General features: G+C 67.7%; 25 protein-coding genes and 1 tRNA gene. 11 read left to right on the forward strand and 15 right to left on the reverse strand.

Features of this window, described 5'->3' with window-relative positions:
- Positions 1-15: 15 nt before the first annotated feature.
- From FHY04_RS07280 to FHY04_RS07295, 4 genes are all read right to left on the reverse strand, one after another.
- Complete coding sequence (locus FHY04_RS07280; RefSeq protein ID WP_244180450.1) at positions 16-1101, reverse strand: NAD(P)/FAD-dependent oxidoreductase; 1086 nt, start codon at positions 1099-1101, stop codon at positions 16-18.
- Complete coding sequence (locus FHY04_RS07285) at positions 1098-1796, reverse strand: methyltransferase domain-containing protein (protein WP_183935978.1); 699 nt, start codon at positions 1794-1796, stop codon at positions 1098-1100. The genes FHY04_RS07280 and FHY04_RS07285 overlap by 4 nt, the downstream gene beginning before the upstream one ends.
- Complete coding sequence (locus FHY04_RS07290; RefSeq protein WP_409349150.1) at positions 1790-2920, reverse strand: type III polyketide synthase; 1131 nt, start codon at positions 2918-2920, stop codon at positions 1790-1792. The genes FHY04_RS07285 and FHY04_RS07290 overlap by 7 nt, the downstream gene beginning before the upstream one ends.
- 100 nt (positions 2921-3020) lie before the next feature.
- Entirely contained in the window at positions 3021-3182 is a 162-nt protein-coding gene (locus FHY04_RS07295; protein ID WP_167396709.1) for a hypothetical protein, read from the reverse strand.
- 324 nt (positions 3183-3506) lie between these two features.
- On the opposite strand from FHY04_RS07295, the gene FHY04_RS07300 reads away from it, so the two are divergent.
- Positions 3507-3974: a hypothetical protein gene (locus FHY04_RS07300; RefSeq protein WP_031395526.1), complete on the forward strand. Its 468-nt coding sequence runs from the start codon at positions 3507-3509 to the stop codon at positions 3972-3974.
- Positions 3975-4186: 212 nt separating this feature from the next.
- Positions 4187-4894, forward strand: a complete 708-nt coding sequence (locus FHY04_RS07305) for a PilZ domain-containing protein (RefSeq protein ID WP_183935981.1) — start codon at positions 4187-4189, stop codon at positions 4892-4894.
- Here the strand turns inward: FHY04_RS07305 and FHY04_RS07310 are convergent.
- From FHY04_RS07310 to FHY04_RS07320, 3 genes are all read right to left on the reverse strand, one after another.
- Positions 4891-5046: a hypothetical protein gene (locus tag FHY04_RS07310; RefSeq protein WP_166746558.1), complete on the reverse strand. Its 156-nt coding sequence runs from the start codon at positions 5044-5046 to the stop codon at positions 4891-4893. The two genes, FHY04_RS07305 and FHY04_RS07310, sit on opposite strands and share 4 nt — an antisense overlap.
- A 92-nt stretch (positions 5047-5138) precedes the next feature.
- A tRNA-Leu gene (locus FHY04_RS07315) sits at positions 5139-5225 on the reverse strand.
- Between the two features lie 162 nt (positions 5226-5387).
- On the reverse strand, positions 5388-6374 hold the full coding sequence (locus FHY04_RS07320) for a zinc-ribbon domain-containing protein (protein WP_260171380.1): 987 nt from the start codon (positions 6372-6374) through the stop codon (positions 5388-5390).
- Between the two features lie 198 nt (positions 6375-6572).
- Between FHY04_RS07320 and ftsE the strand changes: the two genes are divergently transcribed.
- From ftsE to FHY04_RS07345, 4 genes are read left to right on the forward strand one after another with little or no spacing between them, the layout of a single operon-like run.
- On the forward strand, positions 6573-7283 hold the full coding sequence (ftsE, locus tag FHY04_RS07330) for a cell division ATP-binding protein FtsE (protein ID WP_183935982.1): 711 nt from the start codon (positions 6573-6575) through the stop codon (positions 7281-7283).
- Entirely contained in the window at positions 7280-8158 is an 879-nt protein-coding gene (locus tag FHY04_RS07335; protein WP_183935983.1) for an ABC transporter permease, read from the forward strand. Before ftsE ends, FHY04_RS07335 begins: the two co-directional genes overlap by 4 nt.
- Positions 8155-8691, forward strand: coding sequence for a YdcF family protein (locus FHY04_RS07340; RefSeq protein ID WP_031393671.1), 537 nt, complete (start codon positions 8155-8157; stop codon positions 8689-8691). The genes FHY04_RS07335 and FHY04_RS07340 overlap by 4 nt, the downstream gene beginning before the upstream one ends.
- A complete protein-coding gene (locus FHY04_RS07345; protein WP_183935984.1) occupies positions 8688-9374 on the forward strand; it encodes a 1-acyl-sn-glycerol-3-phosphate acyltransferase in 687 nt (228 codons plus the stop codon). Before FHY04_RS07340 ends, FHY04_RS07345 begins: the two co-directional genes overlap by 4 nt.
- A 25-nt stretch (positions 9375-9399) precedes the next feature.
- Here FHY04_RS07345 and FHY04_RS07350 read toward each other — a convergent pair whose 3' ends face one another.
- Together FHY04_RS07350 and hisC are read right to left on the reverse strand one after the other, a co-directional pair.
- Positions 9400-10308, reverse strand: coding sequence for a prephenate/arogenate dehydrogenase family protein (locus FHY04_RS07350; RefSeq protein ID WP_056673245.1), 909 nt, complete (start codon positions 10306-10308; stop codon positions 9400-9402).
- Positions 10308-11405: a histidinol-phosphate transaminase gene (gene hisC, locus FHY04_RS07355; protein WP_031439518.1), complete on the reverse strand. Its 1098-nt coding sequence runs from the start codon at positions 11403-11405 to the stop codon at positions 10308-10310. Before hisC ends, FHY04_RS07350 begins: the two co-directional genes overlap by 1 nt.
- 73 nt (positions 11406-11478) lie before the next feature.
- Here hisC and FHY04_RS07360 point away from each other — a divergent pair, with 73 nt between their 5' ends.
- The 3 genes from FHY04_RS07360 to FHY04_RS07370 all read left to right on the forward strand — a co-directional run bounded on the left by FHY04_RS07360 (position 11479) and on the right by FHY04_RS07370 (position 13741).
- Positions 11479-12618 (forward strand): homoserine O-acetyltransferase, encoded by a 1140-nt coding sequence (locus FHY04_RS07360; protein ID WP_031393675.1) that lies wholly within the window; start codon positions 11479-11481, stop codon positions 12616-12618.
- Positions 12615-13235: a methionine biosynthesis protein MetW gene (metW, locus tag FHY04_RS07365; protein ID WP_056406672.1), complete on the forward strand. Its 621-nt coding sequence runs from the start codon at positions 12615-12617 to the stop codon at positions 13233-13235. Before FHY04_RS07360 ends, metW begins: the two co-directional genes overlap by 4 nt.
- Before the next feature lie 110 nt (positions 13236-13345).
- Positions 13346-13741, forward strand: coding sequence for a response regulator (locus FHY04_RS07370; RefSeq protein WP_031439515.1), 396 nt, complete (start codon positions 13346-13348; stop codon positions 13739-13741).
- A 16-nt stretch (positions 13742-13757) separates the two neighbouring features.
- On the opposite strand, the gene FHY04_RS07375 is transcribed toward FHY04_RS07370, so the two are convergent.
- The 6 genes from FHY04_RS07375 to FHY04_RS07400 all read right to left on the reverse strand — a co-directional run bounded on the left by FHY04_RS07375 (position 13758) and on the right by FHY04_RS07400 (position 19792).
- Positions 13758-15305, reverse strand: coding sequence for a PAS domain-containing protein (locus FHY04_RS07375; protein ID WP_311724050.1), 1548 nt, complete (start codon positions 15303-15305; stop codon positions 13758-13760).
- Between the two features lie 5 nt (positions 15306-15310).
- Positions 15311-15898, reverse strand: a complete 588-nt coding sequence (gene ssb / locus FHY04_RS07380; RefSeq protein ID WP_183935985.1) for a single-stranded DNA-binding protein — start codon at positions 15896-15898, stop codon at positions 15311-15313.
- A gap of 8 nt (positions 15899-15906) precedes the next feature.
- A complete protein-coding gene (locus tag FHY04_RS07385) occupies positions 15907-17769 on the reverse strand; it encodes a ferrous iron transporter B (RefSeq protein ID WP_183935986.1) in 1863 nt (620 codons plus the stop codon).
- Between the two features lie 13 nt (positions 17770-17782).
- On the reverse strand, positions 17783-18058 hold the full coding sequence (locus FHY04_RS07390; RefSeq protein ID WP_031394931.1) for a FeoA family protein: 276 nt from the start codon (positions 18056-18058) through the stop codon (positions 17783-17785).
- A 106-nt stretch (positions 18059-18164) separates the two neighbouring features.
- Positions 18165-18818, reverse strand: a complete 654-nt coding sequence (locus FHY04_RS07395) for a COQ9 family protein (RefSeq protein ID WP_183935987.1) — start codon at positions 18816-18818, stop codon at positions 18165-18167.
- Positions 18815-19792 (reverse strand): DMT family transporter, encoded by a 978-nt coding sequence (locus FHY04_RS07400; protein ID WP_183935988.1) that lies wholly within the window; start codon positions 19790-19792, stop codon positions 18815-18817. Before FHY04_RS07400 ends, FHY04_RS07395 begins: the two co-directional genes overlap by 4 nt.
- 50 nt (positions 19793-19842) lie before the next feature.
- On the opposite strand from FHY04_RS07400, the gene FHY04_RS07405 reads away from it, so the two are divergent.
- Together FHY04_RS07405 and FHY04_RS07410 are read left to right on the forward strand one after the other, a co-directional pair.
- Positions 19843-20931 (forward strand): alkene reductase, encoded by a 1089-nt coding sequence (locus FHY04_RS07405; RefSeq protein ID WP_183935989.1) that lies wholly within the window; start codon positions 19843-19845, stop codon positions 20929-20931.
- Between the two features lie 90 nt (positions 20932-21021).
- Positions 21022-21558, forward strand: a complete 537-nt coding sequence (locus tag FHY04_RS07410; RefSeq protein ID WP_260171381.1) for a hypothetical protein — start codon at positions 21022-21024, stop codon at positions 21556-21558.
- Positions 21559-21588: the final 30 nt, after the last annotated feature.

Raw genomic sequence — 21588 nt, forward strand, 5'->3', positions numbered from 1 at the left:
CCGCGCGACCGCGCGTCACGCGCCGATCCGGGTCGCCTGCGCGAGCATCCGGATCAGTACGGGATGCGCGAAGGGGATAAGCCGGGCTACACCGCGGCTTTCGGCCACCCGGCGCACCGCGCCCGCCACCCCGATCGGCCGCGCGAGCGTGCGCGCCAGCTGCTGCTGCCATTCCGCTGCGCCCCCTGCCCCGTCGGTGCGATAGGCGCGCGCGGCGGCGAGTCCGCTGGCCAGCGCGATGCCCATGCCCTCGCCGGCCAGCGACGGGATCACCCCCGCCTGATCGCCCAGCCTGTACTGCCCCGCCTGCCCCGTCGTCTGGCGCCAGCCATAGGGGACGTTGGCGATCGCATCGATCGTCGCATCCGGCGCGATCGCGGCGACCCATTCGCCAAGCACAGGCATTGCGCGGCCAAGCTCTGCGAGCAGATCCGCCGGCGTTTCCGCCTCCTGCAACCGCGAGCGATGTACCGCCATGCAAAGGTTCGCGCTGCCATCCTCCTGCATCGCAAGCCCGGCATAGCCCCGGTCGAAGAGATACAGGTCGATCTGCCCCGCCAGCGCGCGGGCCATCGCCGGCGGGGGCATGATGCGGACGCGTATCCCCAGCGTCGGATCGGCGCCGCGTGCGCTTGCCGGCCGTGCGGTCCCGCGGACATCCGACTTGCCATTGGCCAGGAACAGCGCGGGTGCGGCGATCACCGCGCCATCGGCGGTCCGCACCTGGCCGTCTTCGATCGCCCGGACGGTCACCCCGCGTTCGACCGCTGCGCCCTGCGCCACCGCGGCGGCGAGCAGAACGGTGTCGAGCCGCCGTCGCGACACCGATAGTGCAGGCCTTGGCAGCGCGGCATGCGCGACGCGGCTACCGGCGAAGATCCGGACGGTCGTCGTTCGCGCCGGGTTGAGCTGATCCGGATCGATTCCTAGTCGCGCCAGCGTGTCGAGCGTCCGCCAGCTGAGGAAACCGCCGCACAAGGCGTCGCCCGTCTCGCGGCTACGCTCGATCAACAGATGCGGCAGGCCCGCGCGTGCAAGCTCGATCGCGACCGCCGCCCCTGCCGGCCCGCCGCCGACGATCAGCGCGCGCGTCGCGGTCACCGCAGCCGTTCGACGCACAGCCGGAACGGGAACGCCCGGAACACGCGCGCACCGCGGATCCCCGCCTCGTCGAGGATCGCGGGCCATTCATCGGGCCGGTACGACCGCGCGATCGACAGCGTCCCGTCGTGACGCACGATCGGATGCCAGCGCGCGAGCCGTGCGAGAATCGGAAATCCGCGATGCGCAAACCCGTGGCGATGCAGATCGTTGATCAGCCAGCACCGCGCATGCGTGTCCATGAACCGAAGGAATGCGACCAGTTCGGCATGGCTCATATGGTGCGCGACCAGGCTGCTGACGATCGCGTCCCAGCGGGGTTCGGCGCCCCTCTGACCGGCAAGATCGGCGTAATCCCCCGTGACATAGCGGATCGTCGATCCCGCGTCCGTATGCATGCGCGCGGCCTGTTCGCTGCGTGGGTTGAGGTCTACCCCGACCAGTTCGGTGTCCACGCCTCGCCGGCGAGCCCAGCGCTCGATCATCCTCAGCATGTCGCCATCGCCGAACCCGACATCGAGCAGCCTCAGCCGCGTCCGGCCCGCGATGACGCGCTTCAGAAAGGCAAGCGTCGGACGCGCCGCCATCGTCACGACATTCACCTTCGCAAGATCGGCGACCACCGCGGCATAGGTTTCCGGCGACAGGTCGTCGGCGTCCATCAGTTCCTCGGCTTGCGCCCGCGTCGTCAACATCGCGGTGCGCTTCGGAAGCCGATACCCTCGGCTGCGAGACCCGGGCCGAACGCCAGCGCGACGCCGCGCGCGATGTCCGGCCCGGCGAGCAACCGCTGCAGCACGAACATCAGCGTCGCCGACGACATGTTGCCGTTCGCCGACAGCACCGCACGCGACGCGTCGAGCGCATCCGCCGGGAGCGCCAGGGCATGCTCGACCGCATCGAGGATCGATCGCCCGCCGGCATGGACCGCCCATCCGTCGACCGTATCGGCGGGGCGTCCGCCGCTCGCTGCGGCACGGAAGGCGGGATCGGCGAGCGCCTGCGCGATCCGCCCCGGTACTTCTCCAGACAGGTGCATCGCAAAGCCCTGGTCGGTGATGTCCCAGCGGATCAGCGCCTCGCTGTCGGGCAATGCGGTGGCGAACGGTGCTTCGAGTTCGAATCCGCTCGGATCGCTGGTCACCAGCGCCGCGGCGGCACCGTCGCCGAACTGGAGCATCGCCAGCAGCGGCTCGATCTCGGACACCGCCTGCAGGTGCAGCGTGGACAGTTCGACGGTGACGACCAGCACGCGCGCCCCGGGTTCGGAACGGACGATATGCCGCGCGCTGCGGAGCGCGACGACCGCGGCATAGCATCCCATGAACCCGATCAGCAGCCGCTCGACCGTCGCGGGCAGCGCGAGCCTGCGGGCGATGATCTGGTCGATGCCGGGCGCGACGAACCCGGTGCAGCTCGCCACCACCAGATGCGTTATCGTGCCGAGCGCGATCGTTTCCTGAAGCGCGGCGATGGCCTCGAGGGCAAGACCGGGTGCGGCGTCGGCATAGATGGCCATCCGCTCCGCGGTGCCGGGATGCGGATCGATCGCGTAAAAGCCGCCCGGGTCGACCGGAGACCCGGCATGCAGCCGCTGCGTGTCGCCGCTGTCGACGCCGTCCGCGACCGCGATGGCCTTTGTCGGGGGCAGGACCGACCAGCGGTGCGCGATACCCGATCGCCCCGCCATACGATCGAACAGCCTGGCCGAACGGGCATCGACCCGGTCGCGCGCCCAGCGGATAAACGCCTCGTGAATGTCATGGCCGGGGACCGCAGTCCCGATCGCGTTCAGATAGGCAGGCAGGGAAGCGGGCACGACATCCTTTCGCACGGTTGATACGGCCAACGCGTGACGTCCGGACATCGGCCCGACATGCGGCTATAACAAGCCCTTGGCATGCGGAACCGCGCTGGCTTTAGTCCTGATCGATCGGGTCGAGATGGTCGTGCCCGACCAGGTACTTCTCCTCGACCATCGCCATGCTGACACCGACATAGGCCGCAATCGCATGATCGCCCGCCTCTTCGAGCGCGCGACAGGCTTCCTGCAGAAGCTCATAGGTGCGTGCAGCATTCATCGCGTATCTCCGAGGAGGGCATCCGAGCCGGAGGATCATGCCGGACGCGGGCAAAAGCGATCAAACCTTATATTGGTTTCACATTGGTACAAAATTCTACCTGTTGCAGCCAAAAACTCACACGGGGCAAGCCACCAATCACAACCAAACTGAACAGATTTCAACCCGTTTTGCATATCTTAAGAAAGTTCCGAGACTATCACGTGTACCTAAAAGAATAGAGCGGTAAAACAGATAGCTGAATGATGTTGACCATTATGCCGGCGTGCCGCCATATTTGGGTCATTATGGGCTTAAGACCCTGTGGGCGACCGGGAGCATGTGGTGAAAGACGAATCCGTTGCCGACTTGATCAAGGATCTGGGATCGAGGCTGGCCGCCGTCAGCGAGGAGTTCACGGCGCGGGCATCGCGGGTCGTCGACCAGCGGGCCGAGGATGCGACGAGCCCGATCAGCGAGGAAATGCTCGTCGCCCGGGCCAAGGAGATTCTGGCGCATCGTAAACTGCGCCGTCGCTTCCTGCCGGGCGAATTGTTTCACGAGCCGGCCTGGGACATGCTCGTCGCACTGTTCGTTTCGCACCGCGATCACCGGCCGACCAACGTCAAGGCGCTGGTCGCGATGGCGGATGCACCGGTCACCACGTCGCAACGCTGGATCGAGCATCTCCACAAGCTGAAGCTGATCGACCGCGTCAACGACCCGACCGATCGGCGTCGCATCGAAATCTCGCTGAGCGCAGCCGGCTATGACGCGGTCGCCGGCTACCTCACCGCGATCGCCCGACGCTGACCGGCATTCAGCACGGTATTACAGTAATTTCGGTTTTGTAGTAATTAGTTAAGCCGCGCCTAGCACGGTTCGCCGACACCGTTCGGGGATATCAAATGTGCGGCAAGGCAGGCCAGGCTCAGGCACCAGATGGCGCTATCGCGCACCGACAGGGCGGTGCGTGCTGATCGCGCGTCGCGCCTCCCGATCGCATGGCGGCGGGGAGACGGCGCGTGCTCTCGGGGCCTGACGAGGAAGACGCAACCGGCGGCGACAGCGGGAGCGGAGCAGATCTGCGCCGGCCCGCGGACCGCGACCGGCGTGCCGGTCGGCGCCATGCGACCGTCCTGCTGATCGGCCGGGTCATGCATGCCGACCGCGGCTCGATCTGTCTCGTCCATGACATTTCGACCGTCGGTCTGAAGGCGCGCTTCACCACGCTGCCAGCGCTTGGTGAGACGCTCGAGATCAAGGTGCGGGGCATGCCGTTGCTTCGCGCCACCGTCCGCTGGGTCGACGGGTTTCGCGCAGGGGTCGATTTTGACGAGCCGCATGTGATCGACCCCGTCTTCGCGACGCGCGACGCCGCCGGGATGATCGCCCGATCGCCACGATTCGTGGTTTCGGCACCAGTCAGGCTGAATGTCGAGGGGTGCTGGTATGCCGCAAGGCTGGTCGATATCTCAACCGGTGGCGCGAAACTCGAGGTCGCGACGTCGCTCTGCGAGCATTTTTCACAGGGGCAGGCGGCCCAGCTCGTCGTCGATCCCGGCGGACTCGCGATTTTTGCGGCAATCTGCTGGCGACGTGGCAACCGATTCGGGCTTCGCTTCGTTGCGCCGCTATCGCTCGTGACTTTGTCCCAGGTGCTGGAGTCAAACCCCGATTGTCAGGTCCCCATCCCCCCTCCCAGGGGCCTGGCAACGACGACCGGCGACTAAACCTCGTCGGTCGTCAACTTCACCTTGTTGGGAAGCTTCTTGCCCTTGGTGCGGCGCGACGGGAGCTGCACGGGGTGTTTCTTCTTCCACTGCGCGAACGTCATCGGGCCATCGGGCGTTTCGATGATCTGGTCGTCGATCGAATCGGCCATCGCCGTGCTCCGCTTTGACAGGATCCCGCAGGACGGACCGTCATGTCCCCCATGGGGGTGGTCGTGATCCGGGTCGGTAGAAACGAGGAAAGTGGTGCGGCCGAGAAGACTCGAACTTCCACGGGCTTTCGCCCACAACGACCTCAACGTTGCGCGTCTACCAGTTCCGCCACGGCCGCACGTGAAACACTGACCGGACAAGCCGGCTAGCTGGTAGGCCGGTGCCACTAGCAAGGCTTTTGCGATCCCGCAACGCCCTTTCGCCATCGAATGCGCGCCCCTGCGAGAAAATCGTGCCGCAGGGCCCTATGCCGCCACCGCGTCGGGGCGGCGGAACCGGATCAGGAGGCGTTTTCGCCGGCAAAGCTCAGTTCGAGCCGTTTCGAATTCGACGGCACGTCGAGCTTGGCGGAGTTGAAATCGATCGCCGCGCCGGGTGTCAGCGTCCGCTTTTGCGGGGTGATCGTCCAGCTATACACGATCCGGCCTTGCGCATCGCGCAGCTCGGCGCGGATGTCGGGCACGCGCTGCGTCGAATCGGAGGGATTGGTGACCTGGCCGCTGACCGCGAACAGCTCGGATCCGTTGTCCAGTTCGCGGCGCTCGATCGGATTGTCGCGCAGTCGCAGCGGTGTCTCGTCCGCGCCCGTCACCAGTCCCAACTGCGTCGCAAGGCCGGGTGCGCCGACATAGAGGATCGCAGCGACGCCCAGCAGCATCAGAAGCCCAGCCGCCACCGCACCGATCGTCCACAGCCGGGTGGTGTTGCGCCGGGCGCGGAACGGCGGGGCATGTGCGAATGCATCATAGGAATCGGTGTCGCTCCGGCTTCCCGCATAGGAGGGCGGGGCGGCGCTGTCGGTGGTCGTGGCCGGCACGGTCGTCGCAACCGCTGGCAGCTCGGCCTGCTCATCCGCGACATTCGACGTGGCGGCCGGCGCGGCGGCAGGCTGGGCAGCCAATGGCGCAAAGGGTCGGATGATCGGCGGTGGCAGATCGTCGGCGGTCTGCGCAGCCGAAGGCGGCGAAGACATCGGAACCCCGGACGGGGTGGGCGAGGACGGATTGGGCCACGCCGGATTGGGCCAGACCGGGGGCGCGGCGGGCTCAGCGTCGAACGCCGCGCCGAACGGCGGCGCGGGCGCAAAGCCGAGCGGGGCCGCAGGCATTGCCTCCGCGGCGGCTGGCGCGTCGGGCGCCGTGATGTCCGTCGCGGCCTGAAACCAGCTGTGGCGGCAATTGGCACAGCGCACGGTCCGACCCTCGGTGCCGATCGCGCTGTCGGGGACCAGATAGCGTGTGCTGCACTCGGGGCATTGGAGGATCATCGGGCACGATTCACTGCGGGCCGCGGGACGGGGCCGTTCGCGGTCAAACTAAGCACGTGGCCCCCGCTCGTGGCAAGCATCATGCGCCCGGATGCTGTCTGCCGCGCTGCAGATGGCCGCCAGCTTGAAGCCGCGCGCGCTTTCATGCGAAAGCGAGGCTCACGGCACAGGCGAACTCGGGCGGGCGCGACCAATTTCATGGCGAATATCGTGCAGTTCGAAAATGTTGGCTTGCGCTACGACACCGGCGCGGAAACGCTGTCCGACATCTCGTTCACGCTGCGCAGCGGCGCCTTCTACTTTCTGACCGGCGCGAGCGGTGCGGGCAAGACGTCGCTGCTCCGACTGCTCTATCTCGCGCAGCGGCCGAGCCGCGGGGTGATCCGGCTGTTCGGCGAGGATGCGGTGCTGCTCCCGCGTGACCGGATGCCGGGGTTCCGCCGCCGCATCGGCGTGGTGTTCCAGGATTTCCGGCTCGTCCCGCATCTGTCGACCTGGGACAATATCGCTCTGCCGTTGCGCGTCGCGGGGATGCCCGAGGCGGACCTCCGCCAACCGGTCGAGGAGATGCTCGCCTGGGTCGGCCTGACCGAACGCGCCGAGGCGCGACCGGCGACGCTGTCGGGTGGTGAGCAGCAACGCGTCGCGATCGCCCGCGCGGTGATCGCCCGGCCCGAGATGCTCGTGGCCGACGAGCCGACCGGCAATGTCGATCCCGACATGGCCGAGCGGCTGCTGCATCTGTTCGAATCGCTCAACAAGCTCGGCACGACGGTGGTGGTCGCGACGCATGATCTGCACCTTCTCAACCGGATTCCGACCGCGCAGATGATGCGGCTCGATCACGGCCGGTTGCTCGATCCGACCGGGTCGCTGCAGTACCCCCCATCGCACCGGGCCGAGCCATGAGCCGCGCATCCGAACGTCGCGTGCTCGACGAGGCTGGCGGCGTCCGTGCCATGACCTGGGTCATGGCGATCATGCTGTTCCTCACCATGCTTGCCGCCGCGCTGGGGCTGGGGACCGCGGGTGCCGCGCGCGCGCTCGATCGTCAGCTGGCGGGACGGCTGACGGTCCAGATCATCGACGGCGACCCGGTTCGGCGTGATGCCAGTGCCGCCCGCGTCCTCGCGACGCTGCGGACGCTGCCGGAGGTGACCCGCGTCGCCGCGGTCGATCGCGCCGAGCTGACGCGGCTGTTGCGACCCTGGCTCGGCAGCGACGGCGCCGATCCGGGGCTGCCCGTGCCGGCGATGATCGACGTCGATCTGGGCGGCCAGGACGATGCCGCGGTCGCAGCGGTCGCGCGCGCGGTTCGCGGCGTTGCGCCGACCGCGCGCGTCGACCGGCACGAAACCTGGATGTCACCCGTCAGCGGGGTGATGCGCTCGCTGACGCTGCTCGCGCTCGGTATCGTCCTGTTGATGGCGGGCGCGACCGCAGCGGTGGTCGTGCTGGCGGCACGCGCGGGACTTGAAACGCACCGCGCGACGATCGAGGTCATGCACATGTTGGGATCGACCGATCTGCAGGTCGCGCGTCTCTTCCAGCGTCGGGTGGCGATCGACGCCGCGATCGGCGGCGTGGCCGGTGCCGGCGTCGCGATCGCCGTCATTGTGCTGATCATGACCCGGTTGCAGGGGCTGGGCTCCGAACTGCTCGACGGGGGGCGGTTGTCCTCGACCGACTGGGCCACGCTGGGCGCGATGCCGGTCGGGTTCATCGTGCTGGCGATGGTCGCCGCGCGCGCGACGATCGTGCGCGCGATGAGGACGACCTTGTGATCGTCCGCCTTCTGGGTGTCGGTGTGCTCGTCTGGGCGCTGGGGTTCGCCGCGTTCATGCTGCTCCTGCCGCCACCGCTCAATGGCTCGACCACCGATGCGATCGTCGTGCCGACCGGCGGGGCAGGGCGGATCGATCGCGGTCTGGCCTTGCTGCGCGACCGCCAGGCGAAGCGGATGCTGGTGACCGGAGTCGCGCCGGGCGTCCGCCCGATCGACCTCGCACTCGAATATCGCACCTCGCCCAGCGTGTTCGCCTGTTGCGTCGATCTCGGCGCGGATGCGGTGGATACGCGGTCGAATGCCGAGGAAACCGCGCGCTGGGTCAAGACGCACGACTATCGTACCGTGCGTCTCGTCACCTCGGACTGGCATGTCCCGCGCGCCAAGATGGAGCTTGCCGCGGTGCTCGGGCCGCGCGTGCTGGTGCTTGGCGACGGCGTCCCCGGCACCCCGCGGCTCGGGACGCTGGTCAACGAATATAACAAGTTGATCCTGCGACGGATCGCATTGTGGATAGGATTTGGCGCATGATCGCCTGGTTACGAACGATCGTCTTCATGATCGTCTTTTACAGTATCTCGGCGCCGATCGTGCTGACCGTGCCGATCAGCGCGCTGTTCGGGTCGCGCGCGGTGATCGTCCATTCGACGGTGTGGACGCGGTTCCACCGCTGGGCGACGCGCTGGATCCTCGGCATCCGGATCCGGATCGAGGGGACGAGGCCCGACGGCGCGGCCTTCTACGCGTGCAAGCACCAGGCGATGTTCGAGACGCTCGAGCTTCAGGCGCTGCTCGACGGGCCGGCGATCGTGCTGAAGCGCGAACTGGCGGACATCCCCGCCTGGGGATGGGCGGCGCGACGCTATGGTGCGATCGTCGTCGACCGCGACGCGTCGGCCAAGGCGCTGCGCAACATGATGCGCGAGGCGATCGCGGCCAAGGCGACCGGGCGGTCGGTCCTGATCTTCCCCGAAGGCACCCGGGTCGCGCCCGGCGAGCATCCGCCGCTCAAGCCGGGTTTTGCGGGCCTCTACCGCGCGCTCGGCATGCCGACGGTCCCAATCGCCTGCGACAGCGGCACCGTCTGGCCGCGCAAAGGGCCCAAGCGCGCGGGCGTCATCACCTTCCGCTTTGGCGAGGTCGTCCCCGCAGGTCTAAAGCGCGAAGATGCCGAGGCGCGCGTCCATGCGGCGATGAACGCGCTCGACGGCTGACGCCGCTGGTGCCGCTCAAGCGGGGTCAGTCGTGCGCGCGGCCGAAATCGGCGGCATCGTCGTCCTGACCCTGTTCGACGATCGACCGGCGCACCGCGCGCGTGCGCGTGAACAGGTCGAACAACTCGTCGCCCTTGCCCCAGCGGATCGCGCGTTGCAGCGCGCTCAGATCCTCCGAAAAGCGTTGCAGCATGTCGAGCACCGCCTCGCGGTTGGTCAGGAACACGTCGCGCCACATCGTTGGATCCGATGCCGCGATACGCGTGAAGTCGCGAAAGCCGCCCGCCGAATATTTGATCACCTCCGACTGGGTGACCTCTTCAAGGTCGCTCGCGGTGCCGACGATCGTGTAGGCGATCAGATGGGGCAGATGGCTCGTGATCGCGAGCACCCGGTCGTGATGATCGGGGGCCATGAACTCGATCTGCGCGCCCAGCCGCCGCCAGAATTCGGCGACCCGCTCGACCGCAGCCGGCTCTGCGCCCTCGGGGGGCGTGACGATGCACCAGCGATGGTTGAACAGTGTCGCGAACCCCGCCTCGGGCCCGCTGCGTTCGGTGCCAGCGACCGGATGCGCGGGGATCACGGTCGCGCCCGGCAGCGCCTCCGCCAGCACGCGCGCGACCTCGGTCTTGCTGCTGCCGACATCGCTGACGATCGCCTCGGCGGGCAGGTCCGCGGCAAACTCCGCCGCGACCGCCGCCATCGCGCCGACGGGGACGCACAGGATCACCAGATCGGCATCGATCACCGCACTGCCCGCAGTGTCGGCGATATCGTGGCACAGCTCCAGCCGGTCCGCGGTCGCACGCACCGCGGGATCGGCGTCATAGCCGGTGAGCCGCACCGTCGGCATCGCCTGCAGCACGCCGCGCGCGATCGACGATCCGATCAGCCCCAGTCCCAGGATCGTGACGCGTGCGAACGGCAGCATCAGCCCCGCTCGACCAGCGCGCGCAACGCGGCGATCACGCCGCGCGTCTCATCCTCGGTGCCGATCGTGATACGAAGCGCGTTGGGAAGGCCCTGTCCGGGCAGCCAGCGGACGATATACCCCGCCTCCATCAGCCCGTGATAGGCCGCGTCGGCGGTCAGCTGGCCTTCGAACAGGACGAGCACGAAATTCGCTTTGGAGGGCACGCAGCGCAGGCCGGCATTGCCCATCTGAGCGACCTGCTCGACGAACCAGCCGCGCCAGCGGTCGTTGTGCGCGCGAGTCGCATCGACGAAGCCGGTATCCGCCAGCGCCGCAACCGCCGCCGCCTGGCCCGCCGTCGTGACGTTGAAGGGCGCGCGGATGCGGTGCATCGCATCGATGATCGGCGCACAGGCATAGCCCCAGCCGATCCGCTCGGCGGCCAGACCGTGGATCTTCGAGAAGGTTCGCGTGACGAGCACGTTCGCCTCGGTCATCGCCAGCGCGAGGCCGGCATCATCCTCCTCGGGGCTGAGATATTCGGCATAGGCCTGATCGAGGACGAGCAGCACCGAGCGCGGCAGGCCGGCGTGCAACCGGGCGATCTCGGCGCGCGGCGTGAAGGTGCCGGTCGGGTTGTTCGGGTTGGCGACGAACACGACGCGGGTGCGTTCGGTGACCGCGGCGAGGATCGCATCGACATCGGTCGCATAGTCGCGATCGTCGACGACGACCGGCTCGGCGCCGACGCGCCGCGTTGCGATCTCATACACTGCAAAGCCGTAGCGGACATGGATGATCTCGTCGCCGGGGCCCGCATAGGCGCCTGCGACCAGATGCAGGATCTCGTCCGATCCGGTGCCATAGATCACGCGTGCCGGATCCAGATCGTAATGCGCCGCCAGTGCCTCGCGCAGCGCGGTCGCGCTGGCGTCGGGATAGCGTTCGAGCGTGTGATCCGCGCCATCGAACGCGGCCTTTGCCGCGGGGCTCGTCCCGAGCGGGTTCTCGTTCGACGACAGCTTGATCACCGTGCGGCCATCATCGGTCGTCGAGCGACCGGGCGTGTACGGCGCGATCCCCAGGATCCAGGGCTTCGGCGTGGGTGCGGGCATGATGTTTGTCATGGCCGCGGGGCATAGCGGTCGGTGTGGCGCAGTGGCAAATGGTTGTGGTAGCGGACGCGTCATGCTCGACACGATTGATCCCGACCGGACGACCGACGCGCGCTTCGGCCTGGCGCGTCGCGTGACCTTGCCGGGACCGTTGCGGCTCGATGGCGGCGTCCTGCTGTCGCCGGTCGACATTGCCTATGAAACCTATGGCACGCTGAATGCCGACGCCTCGAACGCGGTCCTGATCTGTCATGCGCTGACCGGTGATCAGCATGTCGCCTCGACGCATCCCCGGACCGGCAAGCCCGGCTGGTGGACGCGGATGGTCGGTGAGGGGCGACCGATCGATCCCGCGCGGCATTTCATCGTCTGCGCCAATGTGCTCGGCAGCTGCATGGGCTCGTCGGGACCGGCGACGATCAACCCCGCGACCGGGCGCGCCTGGGCGATGGGATTTCCGGTCATCACGATCCGCGACATGGTTCGCGCGCAGGCGATGCTGCTCGATCATCTCGGCGTCGACGTGCTGCAGGCGGTGGTCGGCGGATCGATGGGCGGGATGCAGGCGCTGAGCTGGCCCGCGACCTTCCCCGACCGGGTCCGCGCCTGTGTCGTGATCGCATCGACCGCGCGACACACCGCGCAGAACATCGCCTTTCACGAGGTTGGCCGCCAGGCGGTGATGGCCGATCCGAACTGGCGCGGCGGCGATTATCACGATGAGTCCGCGCCGACCGCGGGGCTCGCGGTAGCGCGGATGGCAGCGCACATCACCTATTTGTCGGAAGCCGGGCTGACCGAGAAATTCGGGCGACGGCTGCAGGCGCGCGATGCCAAGTCGTTCGGCTTCGACGCCGATTTCCAGGTCGAGAGCTATCTGCGGCATCAGGGGCTCGCCTTCACGGACCGGTTCGACGCCAATTCCTATCTCTATATCACCCGCGCGATGGATTATTTCGATCTCGCGGAGGAGCATGGCGGGCTGCTCGCCAACGCCTTCCGCGCGACCAGGGCGCGCTTCTGCCTCGTCAGCTTCGACACCGACTGGCTCTATCCGACCGCGGAATCGCGCAGCATCGTCCAGGCGCTCAATGCCGCCGGCGCGCCGGTCAGCTTCGTCGAGCTCAGCAGCCCATACGGCCATGACGCGTTCCTGCTCGAGGCGCCCGAGCTCAACCGCGTCGTCGACGGATTTCTGAGGGCAGGGGCGTGAGCACCCCGACGCCGCAGGAGACCCTGCGCGCCGACCTGGGGATCATCGCGCATCACGTGGCCCGTGGGTCGCGCGTGCTCGACGTAGGATGCGGCGACGGCGCGCTGATGGCGGCGCTTCGCGACGAGCGCGGTGTCGATGCGCGCGGGCTGGAGATCGATCCGGGCAACGTTGCGGCCGCGGTAGGCCGCGGCCTGTCAGTGATCCAAGGTGACGCCGATGTCGACCTGCAGGGCTATCCCGATGCCAGCTTCGACTATGCGATCCTCAGCCAGACATTGCAGACCGCGCGCGCGCCCGATCTGGTGCTCGACCATCTGCTGCGGATCGGTCGGCGCGCCTTTGTCAGCTTTCCCAACTTCGCGCATTGGCGTGTGCGGCTGTCGCTGCTGTGGGGCGGGCGGATGCCGGTCACGCGGCAATTGCCCGAAAGCTGGTACGACACCCCCAACATCCATCACGTCACGATCGACGACTTCCGGGCGTTCCTCCGGCAGCGCGGTGTGATCGTCGAGGGCGCCTGGTTCCTGTCGGGCGACAAGCAGACGACGTCGGCCGCCGCCAACCTGCTCGCCGAGCACGCCGTATTCCTGTTGCGGGGCGAACCGGGGGCATGACCCGGGCGCTCCCCCGGTAACACAGGTTATTTGTTTCAATTCGCTACACGTTCTTGATTCAAATCAATAAACCGAAGGAACGGATAGCCCGGCCAACGGTTGCCACGACAATGACCAAGACCGCCATGATCGTTGAAGATGAAATCTTCGTCGCGCTGGATCTCGAAAGGATCCTGATCGACGCCGGATATCACGTCGTGGCGATCGCGGCGGACCGCGAAACCGCGCTCATCGCCGCGGCCGGATGCGATTTCGCCTTTGTCGACGTCAATCTGCGCGACGGTCCGACCGGTCCGTCGATTGCGGAGACGATTGCGCGCGATCACGGCGTGAAGGTCGTCTTCGTCACCGCCAATCCCAGCCAGATCGGCGATGCCGATTGCCTCGGCTATATCCGCAAGCCGTTCAACGATGCCGCGATCCTCGCCGCCGCCGAACTGGCGACCACGGGTCAGGCGCTACGCGGCGGTAGCGAACTGATCCAGATCCGACGGCGCGGGAACTGACGGGGAGACCGCGCGGTCAGCGGCAGAAGGAGGGGAGGGGGACCCCGATCTCGACGCACAGCCCCTCGGGACGCCAGTCGCGCCGCACCGTGCCGCCCAACTGGCGAACCGCACTCATTTCGATCAGCTGACTGCCGAAACCCTTATGGCTCGTCGGGTGTGCGATCGGCGGACCACCCTGCTCGCGCCAGATCAGGCGCACCATGCCTGTGGCGCCATCTTCGTCATGCCCGATCGTCAGCGCAACATGCCCATCGACAGTCGACAGCGCGCCGTATTTCGTCGCGTTCGTCGCAAGCTCGTGGAACAGCAGGGCGAGCGGGGTCGCGGAACGATCGTCGATCCGCACATCGTCGCCGATCACGACCAGACGATCCGTCCCGTCTTGCCGATAGGGTTCGAACAAATCGCCCAGCAGGCCCTTCAGACTGTCCTGCGGGGCTTCCGGACGCGACTGTGTGCTGTGCGGGCGGACGAAGTCGTGTGCACGGCCCAGCGCGGTGATGCGGTGGCGCAGGTCGGTCGCGATCCCGGCGAATTCGGGTTTGCCGCGCGCGGAAAAGGCGATGAGTCCGGCGATGACGGCGAAGATGTTCTTGATCCGGTGGCTCAGCTCCTGGCTGATCACCTCGCGCTCTTCATAGGCGAGCTTCTGCTCGTGGATGTCGGTGCAGGTCCCGAACCAGCGCGTGATCGCGCCCTGGTCGTCGCGTACCGGCAAAGCGCGGCCGAGCACCCAGCGATAGGTGCCGTCCCGGTGCCGCAACCGATATTCGATCGTATAGGGCTCGCCGCTCGCGAGCGAATGGCGCCAGATCGTCCAGGCGCGGTCCTGGTCCTCGGGATGGAACACGTCGTTCCAGCCCTCGCCATCGGTCGTGCCGGGCGTCGTGCCGGTAAACTCGTACCAGCGCGCATTGTAATAATCATGGAAGCCGTCGGGCAGCGTCGACCAGACCATCTGCGGCATCGTATCGGCCAGCGTCCGGAACCGCAGATCGCTCGCCTCGAGCGTGCGCCGCGCCCGCGCCTCGGCAAAGGCCTGTTCGCGCGCGGTCCGGCGATCGTCGAGCCGCCCCATCGCCGCCTTGGCCAGCAGCGTCAGCCCGTCGCGCTGGAACGGCGTAAGCCCCGCCCGCGAGGTCGTCGCCAGCACGCACAGCGCGCCGAGTGGTACGCCTTCGCTCGAGACCAAGGGTGCGCCCGCGTAGAATCGGACATGCGGGGCACCGGTGACGAGCGCGTTGTCCACGAACCGCGGATCGGCCTGCGCGTCGGGCACTTCCATCACGTCGTGATGGTGCATCGCATGCGCACAGAAGGACTGGCTCCGCGGCGTCTGGTGGAGATCGGTGCCGCTGCGTGAGAGGAACCGCTGATATTCCTCCTCGACCAGGCTCAGCAGCGCGATCGGCGCATCGCACAGCCGGGCTGCGAACGACACGATGTCGTCCAGCTCACCCTGCATGCGCGCGCCCGCGACATCGTAGGACGAGATGACGCGCGATCGCGCCGCCTCGTCGTACACGCTCGGCGCTACTGGAGTCGAAACGGGTGGCGTCACGATGCTTAGAACGGCACGTCGTCGTCGAGATCGTCCGAGAACCCGCCGGTCTGGCCAAAGCTGCCGCCGCGCGCGCCGCCACCGCTGCCGCCACCCGACGGCGCCGAGCGGCCACCACCGCCGCCGCCGTAACCGCCGCCGCCGCCCGACGAGCCGCCGCCAAAGTCGTTGCCGCCGGCCCAGTCGTCGCCGCCGCCGCGGCTACCACCGCCACCGCCTGCGCCGCCGCCCTGGCCGCCATTCGGGCCGTCGAGCATCGTCAGCACGCTGTTGAAGCCCTGCAGCACGATCTCGGTCGAATACTTGTCCTGGCCCTGCGCGTCCTGCCATTTGCGGGTCTGGAGCGCGCCCTCGATATAGACCTTCGAGCCCTTGCGCAGATACTTTTCCGCGACGTTGGCGAGGCCTTCGTTGAAGATGGCAACCGAATGCCATTCGGTCTTTTCCTTGCGCTCGCCCGACATCTTGTCCTTCCAGGACTCGGACGTCGCGATGCGCAGATTGACGACCTTGCCGCCGTTCTGGAACTGCTTGCTTTCGGGATCGCGGCCGAGATTGCCGACGATGATGACCTTGTTGACGCTGCCTGCCATGATGCCCCTCAGAGGCCGGCGAACACCGCCAGCCAATATGTGATTCCGGCCATGATGTAGGCGGCGGCGAACAAATAGCCAACCATGAACGCCGGCCATTTCCACCCGTTCGTCTCGCGACGCGTGACGGCGATCGTCGAGATGCACTGCGGCGCGAACACGAACCACATCAGGAAGGCGAGCGCGGTCGGCAGTGTCCAGCGGCCGCGCAGATTCTCGACCATCGCCTTGCCGCCCTGGTTGCTGTCGGGATCGTCGATCGCATAGACCGTGCCGATCGCCGCGACGGCAACCTCGCGCGCGGCCATCGCCGGGATCAGCGCGAGCACGATGTCGCGGTTGAAGCCGATCGGCGCGAACACCGGGGCGATGCCATTGGCGATCCGTCCCGCCGCCGAATAATCGACCGGCGATACCTTGCTGCCCTCGGGCGGCTTGGGGAAGCTCAGCATCACCCAGAGGATGACGGTGGAGATCAGGATGATGCCACCCGCGCGCTTCAGGAAGATCTGCGCGCGGCTCCACAGGCCGATGCCGACGTCGCGCCACTGCGGCCACTGATATTTCGGCATCTCCATCATGAAGCCCGACGACACGCCCTTGGTGACCGTCCGGCGCAGCACCAGCGCGGCGACGAACGCACCGACGATCCCCATTACGTACAGCCCGAGCATCACAAGACCCTGAAGGCCGACGAACGGCAGGACCTGCGTGTTGGGAATGAACGCGCCGATGATCAGCGTGTAGACCGGCAGCCGCGCGGAGCAGGTCATCAGCGGCGCGATCAGGATCGTCGTCAGCCGGTCCTTCTCGTCGTCGATCGTCCGCGTCGCCATGATCCCGGGGATCGCGCAGGCGAAGCTCGACAGCAGCGGGATGAACGCGCGCCCCGACAGCCCGACGCTCGCCATCACGCGGTCCATCAGGAACGCCGCGCGGACCATGTAGCCGCTCGCCTCGAGCACGAGGATGAACAGGAACAGGATCAGGATCTGCGGCAGGAAGACGATGACCGCGCCCACGCCCTTGATCACCCCGTCGACCAGCAGCGACCGGAGCAGCGAATCGGGAAGCTCCGACGTGATGAACGCCTGCAGCGCCGTGAAGCCGCCGTCGATCAGGTCCATGAACGGCTGCGCCCAGCTGAACACCGCCTGGAACATCAGGAACATGATCGCCAGCAGCAGCACCGGTCCGGCGATGGGATGCAGCGCGACCCCGTCGAGCATGTGCGTCCAGCGCCGCACCGGCGTCTCGGACAGCGTGGCGGCCGTCGCAATGTCGCGCGCGCGCCGTTGCAGCGTGACGATGTCGTCCTGCACGCTGCCGTCCGACTTGCGCAGCCGGATCGGACCGTTGACGACGGTCTGCGTCAGGATCGCACGCAGCGCGTCGAGCCCGCGTTTGCGGACCGCGACGGTCGGGATCACCGGTACGCCGAGTTCGCGCGAAAGCACCACTGCGTCGAGTTTCAACCCGTCGCGTTCGGCAAGGTCGACCATGTTGAGCGCCACCACGACGGGCAGGCCGAGCGCGATCAGCTGGAGCGTGAAGCGCAGGTGATTGTCGAGATTGGCGGCATCGACGACCACGACCAGCGCGTCGGGCAGGCGTTCGCCGTCCTGCGTGCCGGTGACAACGTCGCGCGTGACGCGCTCGTCGGGGGAGGAGGGCTCGAGGCTGTAGGCGCCCGGCAGGTCGACCAGCTCGACCGGGCGGCCGTCGTCGAGCGTCAGCCGTCCGGCCTTGCGCTCGACCGTCACGCCTGGATAATTGCCGACCTTCTGCCGCGCACCCGTGAGCGCATTGAACAGCGCGCTCTTGCCGGCATTGGGATTGCCGACCAGCGCGACCAGCGGTGCTGCGTTCATAATGTCAGGCTGATTATTCTGCGGCGGCTGGCGTGGGTGATACGCGAATCGCACCTGCGACCGCACGCCGCAATGCGACGGTCATCCGGCCGATCCGGCAGGCGATCGGACCCTGGCCCAGCGTCGCGCGGTGAAGAACCTCGACATCGACACCCTCGTCAAAGCCGAGTTCGCGCAACCGGCGTGCCTCCGGGCCCGCCAGTCGGGCCCAGTCGATCGCAGCGACGATGCCATGCTGCTTGCGGGGCAGCGTTTCGAGACTGACGGAACGATCGGGGCGAGTGTCCATGATGCGACTGATTATCAGTAACGGATCGCCAAGGGAAGCCCCGGCACGCGCGCTTGACGCAGATTGCGTGCATTCCATCGCCGCGTGACGGCGCGCCGCGGCAGGCTCATGCCACCGGATAACGCAAGCGCCCGACGAACCGCGACAGGCTGAAGCCATGCTCTGTCCGCTTGAGAAAGCCTGACTTTGCGGTTTCGAACCGCATGATGCCGTCGATCCGCCGGCTGAGGAACGCGCGCGTCTCGGCAAACCCCTCACTGTCGTCGTCGAGGAAGACCGTGACCGTCGCGGCATAGACGCCGAGCAGGATCGTCCGCTTGGTATAATGATTATAATCGGTCGCGACGTCGCCCGCGGCGCGCCAGATCGTGTCGACCGTCCGCCAGCCGAGCCGCCCAGCCTTGGTCAGATTCTGCGGCAGGGCGAGGATCGCCAGCGCGCGGCGCAGCGATTCGCGGTCGGCGGCGGTCGCCTGCAGCCGGGCCTCGACCAGCGCGGCGATCCGGGCGCGGATCTTCATCGCCGACAACCGTTCGGGCGGCAGGCTTGCGAGCATCGCGACGTCGATATCGGCGAACCAGGCGTCGATCATGTCGACCGGTCCCTCTTCGAAGGCGAGCGCGGCGACGTCGCGGTCGATCCCCGCCGCGTCCGCCGCCATGTCGCGCGCCGCGTCGCTCCACCCGTCGAACGCCGCATTGGCGGCGATGCCGGGGGCGAGCAGCGAGCGGATTTCGTCGAGCGTGAGGTCTTGGGTCATACCGTCTCCTGCCGTCCAAGATCAGCCGTGTCGAGCGCCTCTTCAATAGGGGGGCGATCCGCCGGCGTCCGGCGGACCAGCACCAGCGCGATCGCGACCATGACGACGCCGACCAGATCGGGCAGGCCGAGCCGCTCGCCATAGACCAGCCAGCCGACCGTCCCTGCGACGACCGGCTGGATCAGCAGCGCGATGCCGATCACCAGCGGCGAAAACCGCCCGAGCGCATAGATCATCAATCCCTGCCCCAGCACCTGGCTGCACAGCGCGAGCCCGATCAGCGGCCCCCACTGCGCCGGCACGATCCGCTCGCCCATCGCCAGCGCGAACACCAGCAGCGGCACGATGCCCGCCAGGGTCGACAGCACCAGCGCGGACAAGGGGGCAAGCGTCGTCCGCGCGCGCGCCATCAGGATGAAATACACCGTGTAGAGCAGCCCCGCGAGGATGCAGAGCAGGTCACCCGCCAAATTCTTTGCGTCGAGCTGATAGGAGCGCCCGAGCAGCAGCGCCGCACCTGCCGCCGCCAGCATCAGCGCCCAGCCCTGCGTCCGCGTCGGCCAGGTCCGCGCGACGAGAAACCCGTAGATCGGGAACATCAGTGTAGCCGCATTGCCGAACAGCGTCGCATTGGCGAGCGTGGTGCGCAGGATGCCGAGATGCCAGCTGCCGAGATCCGCGGCAAAGCACACGCCGCCCGCGATCAGCCCGATCCAGACGCCGCGGCCGAGCCGCGTCGGTCGCGCGCCCTGCTGCGCTGCGAGCAGGACGAGAAACGGCACCGCCAGCGTCAGCCGCCAGAATCCTGCCGCGACCGGTCCGACCTCGGTCGCGCGGACGAACCACGGCCCGAATGCGAGCGCGACGTTGGCGATCAGCAGCGCGCCGAACGCGAGCGTGCCGGGGGCACCGGTCGTCGTCGCCGTCGGCGTTTCGGGCACGCTAGATATTCTTTGCGGGGCGGGGCGATGCATGCCGCGCTGTAGCGTCCTATCTTGCCCCCGTCAGGCATTAAGGAGCCCCCATGCCAAGCCTTTTCGATCCCATCACGCTCGGCGCCGTCGAAGCGCCCAACCGCATCCTCATGGCGCCGCTCACCCGCGGGCGTTCGGACAAGGACGCCGTCCCGTCCGACCTCATGATCGACTATTACACGCAGCGCGCCAGCGCCGGCCTGATCATATCGGAAGCCACCGGCATCAGCCGCGAAGGCCTGGGCTGGCCATTCGCGCCGGGCTTGTGGACGCAAGCGCAGGTCGAGGCGTGGAAGCCCGTTACCGCAGCGGTGCACGCCGCCGGTGGCCGCATCATCGCGCAGCTCTGGCACATGGGACGCCAGGTCCATTCGTCGGTGATCGGCGGCCAGCCCGTTTCGTCGTCCGCGACCGCGACCGAAGGCCAGGCGCACACGTTCGAGGGCAAGAAGGATTTCGAGGTCGCGCGTCCGCTCGAGCTGAACGAGATCCCGCGGCTGCTGAACGACTATGAGCTCGCGACGAAGAACGCGCTCGAGGCCGGGTTTGACGGCGTCCAGATCCACGCCGCGAACGGCTATCTGATCGACCAGTTCCTGCGCGACAACGCGAACAGCCGCACCGATGACTATGGTGGCAGCATCGAGAACCGCATCCGCCTGCTTCGCGAAGTCACCGAGCGTGTGATCTCGGTCGCCGGCGCCGATCGCACCAGTGTCCGCCTCTCGCCCAATGGCGATTCGCAGGGCGTCGACGACAGCAACCCCGAGCCGCTGTTCACCGCCGCCGCCAAGGCGCTGTCCGATCTCGGCATCGCCTTCCTCGAGCTGCGCGAGCCGGGTCCCGACGGCACCTTCGGCAAGACCGACGTGCCAAAGCTCAGCCCGGCAATCCGCAAGGTCTTCAAGGGCGTGCTGGTCGTGAACTCGGATTACGACACGCTCGAAAAGGCGCAGGCCGAGCTCGACAAGGGCGATGCCGATGCGATCAGCTTCGGCCGGACGTTCATCGCGAACCCCGATCTGCCCGAGCGCCTGCGCACCGGCGCACCGCTGGCGCAGGATAACCCGAAGACCTGGTATAGCCAGGGCCCAGAGGGCTATATCGACTATCCGGCGCTGGAAACCGTGCCCGCCTAAGCCGACCGCCTGATTGTCACCGGTGACGCCATCGCATAGCAGCGCGGCTTTCGCGTCGTGCGCGGCGCACCGGTGACGACAGGACATAACATGACCGACGGCTGGGGCCCGCCGAAATCGCCCCCCAAATCCAGCCCCGCATCGGCCTGGCCGCTGAACGACCGCGGCCCCGGCCCGTTGCTGCCCGGCACCGCGGATCGCGCCGCCCGCCGTGCCGAAGAGCGCGCCCGCGAGCGGGAACAGCGCGCGCAGGACCGCCTCGCCGCGACCGATCAGCGCGCCGAAGCGCGGGCCGCGCAACGCGATGCGCTCTCGCAGGACCGTGAACGTGCGCGCGAAGCCCGCCGGGTCGAGGAAGCGCAGCGGATCCGCGCGCGCCTCGACGCGCCGCCTGCCAATGACGAGGAAGCGCTCAAGATCGCCAAGCGCCGCCGCTCGGGCGCGCGTGCGCGCAGCGGCGAGGAGACGAAAACCGAACGCGACACCCGCGGCTATACGACGATCGTCGACCCCGCCCGCATCCGCTCGCTCGCCGCCCGCGGCGCGTCGATAGCCGCGCTGGCCGCCGCGTTCGGAATTACTGCCGAAGAGGTCGACGCCGCCCTGCGCGACACTCCCGGGGAATGACCAGGGCGATCGTGCGTGGATGAGGGCGGA

It is taken from the genome of Sphingomonas sp. BK481, assembly GCF_014194875.1.
Classification (GTDB): Bacteria; Pseudomonadota; Alphaproteobacteria; order Sphingomonadales; family Sphingomonadaceae; genus Sphingomonas; species Sphingomonas aerolata.

Excerpts from the sequence above, each read along its gene's own strand:
- FHY04_RS07285 (WP_183935978.1), bottom strand. The coding sequence starts at position 1,796 with ATGTTGACGACGCGGGCGCAAGCCGAGGAACTGATGGACGCCGACGAC.
- FHY04_RS07295 (WP_167396709.1), bottom strand. The coding sequence starts at position 3,182 with ATGAATGCTGCACGCACCTATGAGCTTCTGCAGGAAGCCTGTCGCGCG.
- FHY04_RS07310 (WP_166746558.1), bottom strand. The coding sequence starts at position 5,046 with ATGGCCGATTCGATCGACGACCAGATCATCGAAACGCCCGATGGCCCG.
- FHY04_RS07320 (WP_260171380.1), bottom strand. The coding sequence starts at position 6,374 with ATGATCCTCCAATGCCCCGAGTGCAGCACACGCTATCTGGTCCCCGAC.
- ftsE (WP_183935982.1), top strand. The coding sequence starts at position 6,573 with ATGGCGAATATCGTGCAGTTCGAAAATGTTGGCTTGCGCTACGACACC.
- FHY04_RS07335 (WP_183935983.1), top strand. The coding sequence starts at position 7,280 with ATGAGCCGCGCATCCGAACGTCGCGTGCTCGACGAGGCTGGCGGCGTC.
- FHY04_RS07345 (WP_183935984.1), top strand. The coding sequence starts at position 8,688 with ATGATCGCCTGGTTACGAACGATCGTCTTCATGATCGTCTTTTACAGT.
- FHY04_RS07350 (WP_056673245.1), bottom strand. The coding sequence starts at position 10,308 with ATGCTGCCGTTCGCACGCGTCACGATCCTGGGACTGGGGCTGATCGGA.
- hisC (WP_031439518.1), bottom strand. The coding sequence starts at position 11,405 with ATGCCCGCACCCACGCCGAAGCCCTGGATCCTGGGGATCGCGCCGTAC.
- FHY04_RS07360 (WP_031393675.1), top strand. The coding sequence starts at position 11,479 with ATGCTCGACACGATTGATCCCGACCGGACGACCGACGCGCGCTTCGGC.
- FHY04_RS07370 (WP_031439515.1), top strand. The coding sequence starts at position 13,346 with ATGACCAAGACCGCCATGATCGTTGAAGATGAAATCTTCGTCGCGCTG.
- ssb (WP_183935985.1), bottom strand. The coding sequence starts at position 15,898 with ATGGCAGGCAGCGTCAACAAGGTCATCATCGTCGGCAATCTCGGCCGC.
- FHY04_RS07385 (WP_183935986.1), bottom strand. The coding sequence starts at position 17,769 with ATGAACGCAGCACCGCTGGTCGCGCTGGTCGGCAATCCCAATGCCGGC.
- FHY04_RS07390 (WP_031394931.1), bottom strand. The coding sequence starts at position 18,058 with ATGGACACTCGCCCCGATCGTTCCGTCAGTCTCGAAACGCTGCCCCGC.
- FHY04_RS07395 (WP_183935987.1), bottom strand. The coding sequence starts at position 18,818 with ATGACCCAAGACCTCACGCTCGACGAAATCCGCTCGCTGCTCGCCCCC.
- FHY04_RS07400 (WP_183935988.1), bottom strand. The coding sequence starts at position 19,792 with ATGCATCGCCCCGCCCCGCAAAGAATATCTAGCGTGCCCGAAACGCCG.
- FHY04_RS07405 (WP_183935989.1), top strand. The coding sequence starts at position 19,843 with ATGCCAAGCCTTTTCGATCCCATCACGCTCGGCGCCGTCGAAGCGCCC.
- FHY04_RS07410 (WP_260171381.1), top strand. The coding sequence starts at position 21,022 with ATGACCGACGGCTGGGGCCCGCCGAAATCGCCCCCCAAATCCAGCCCC.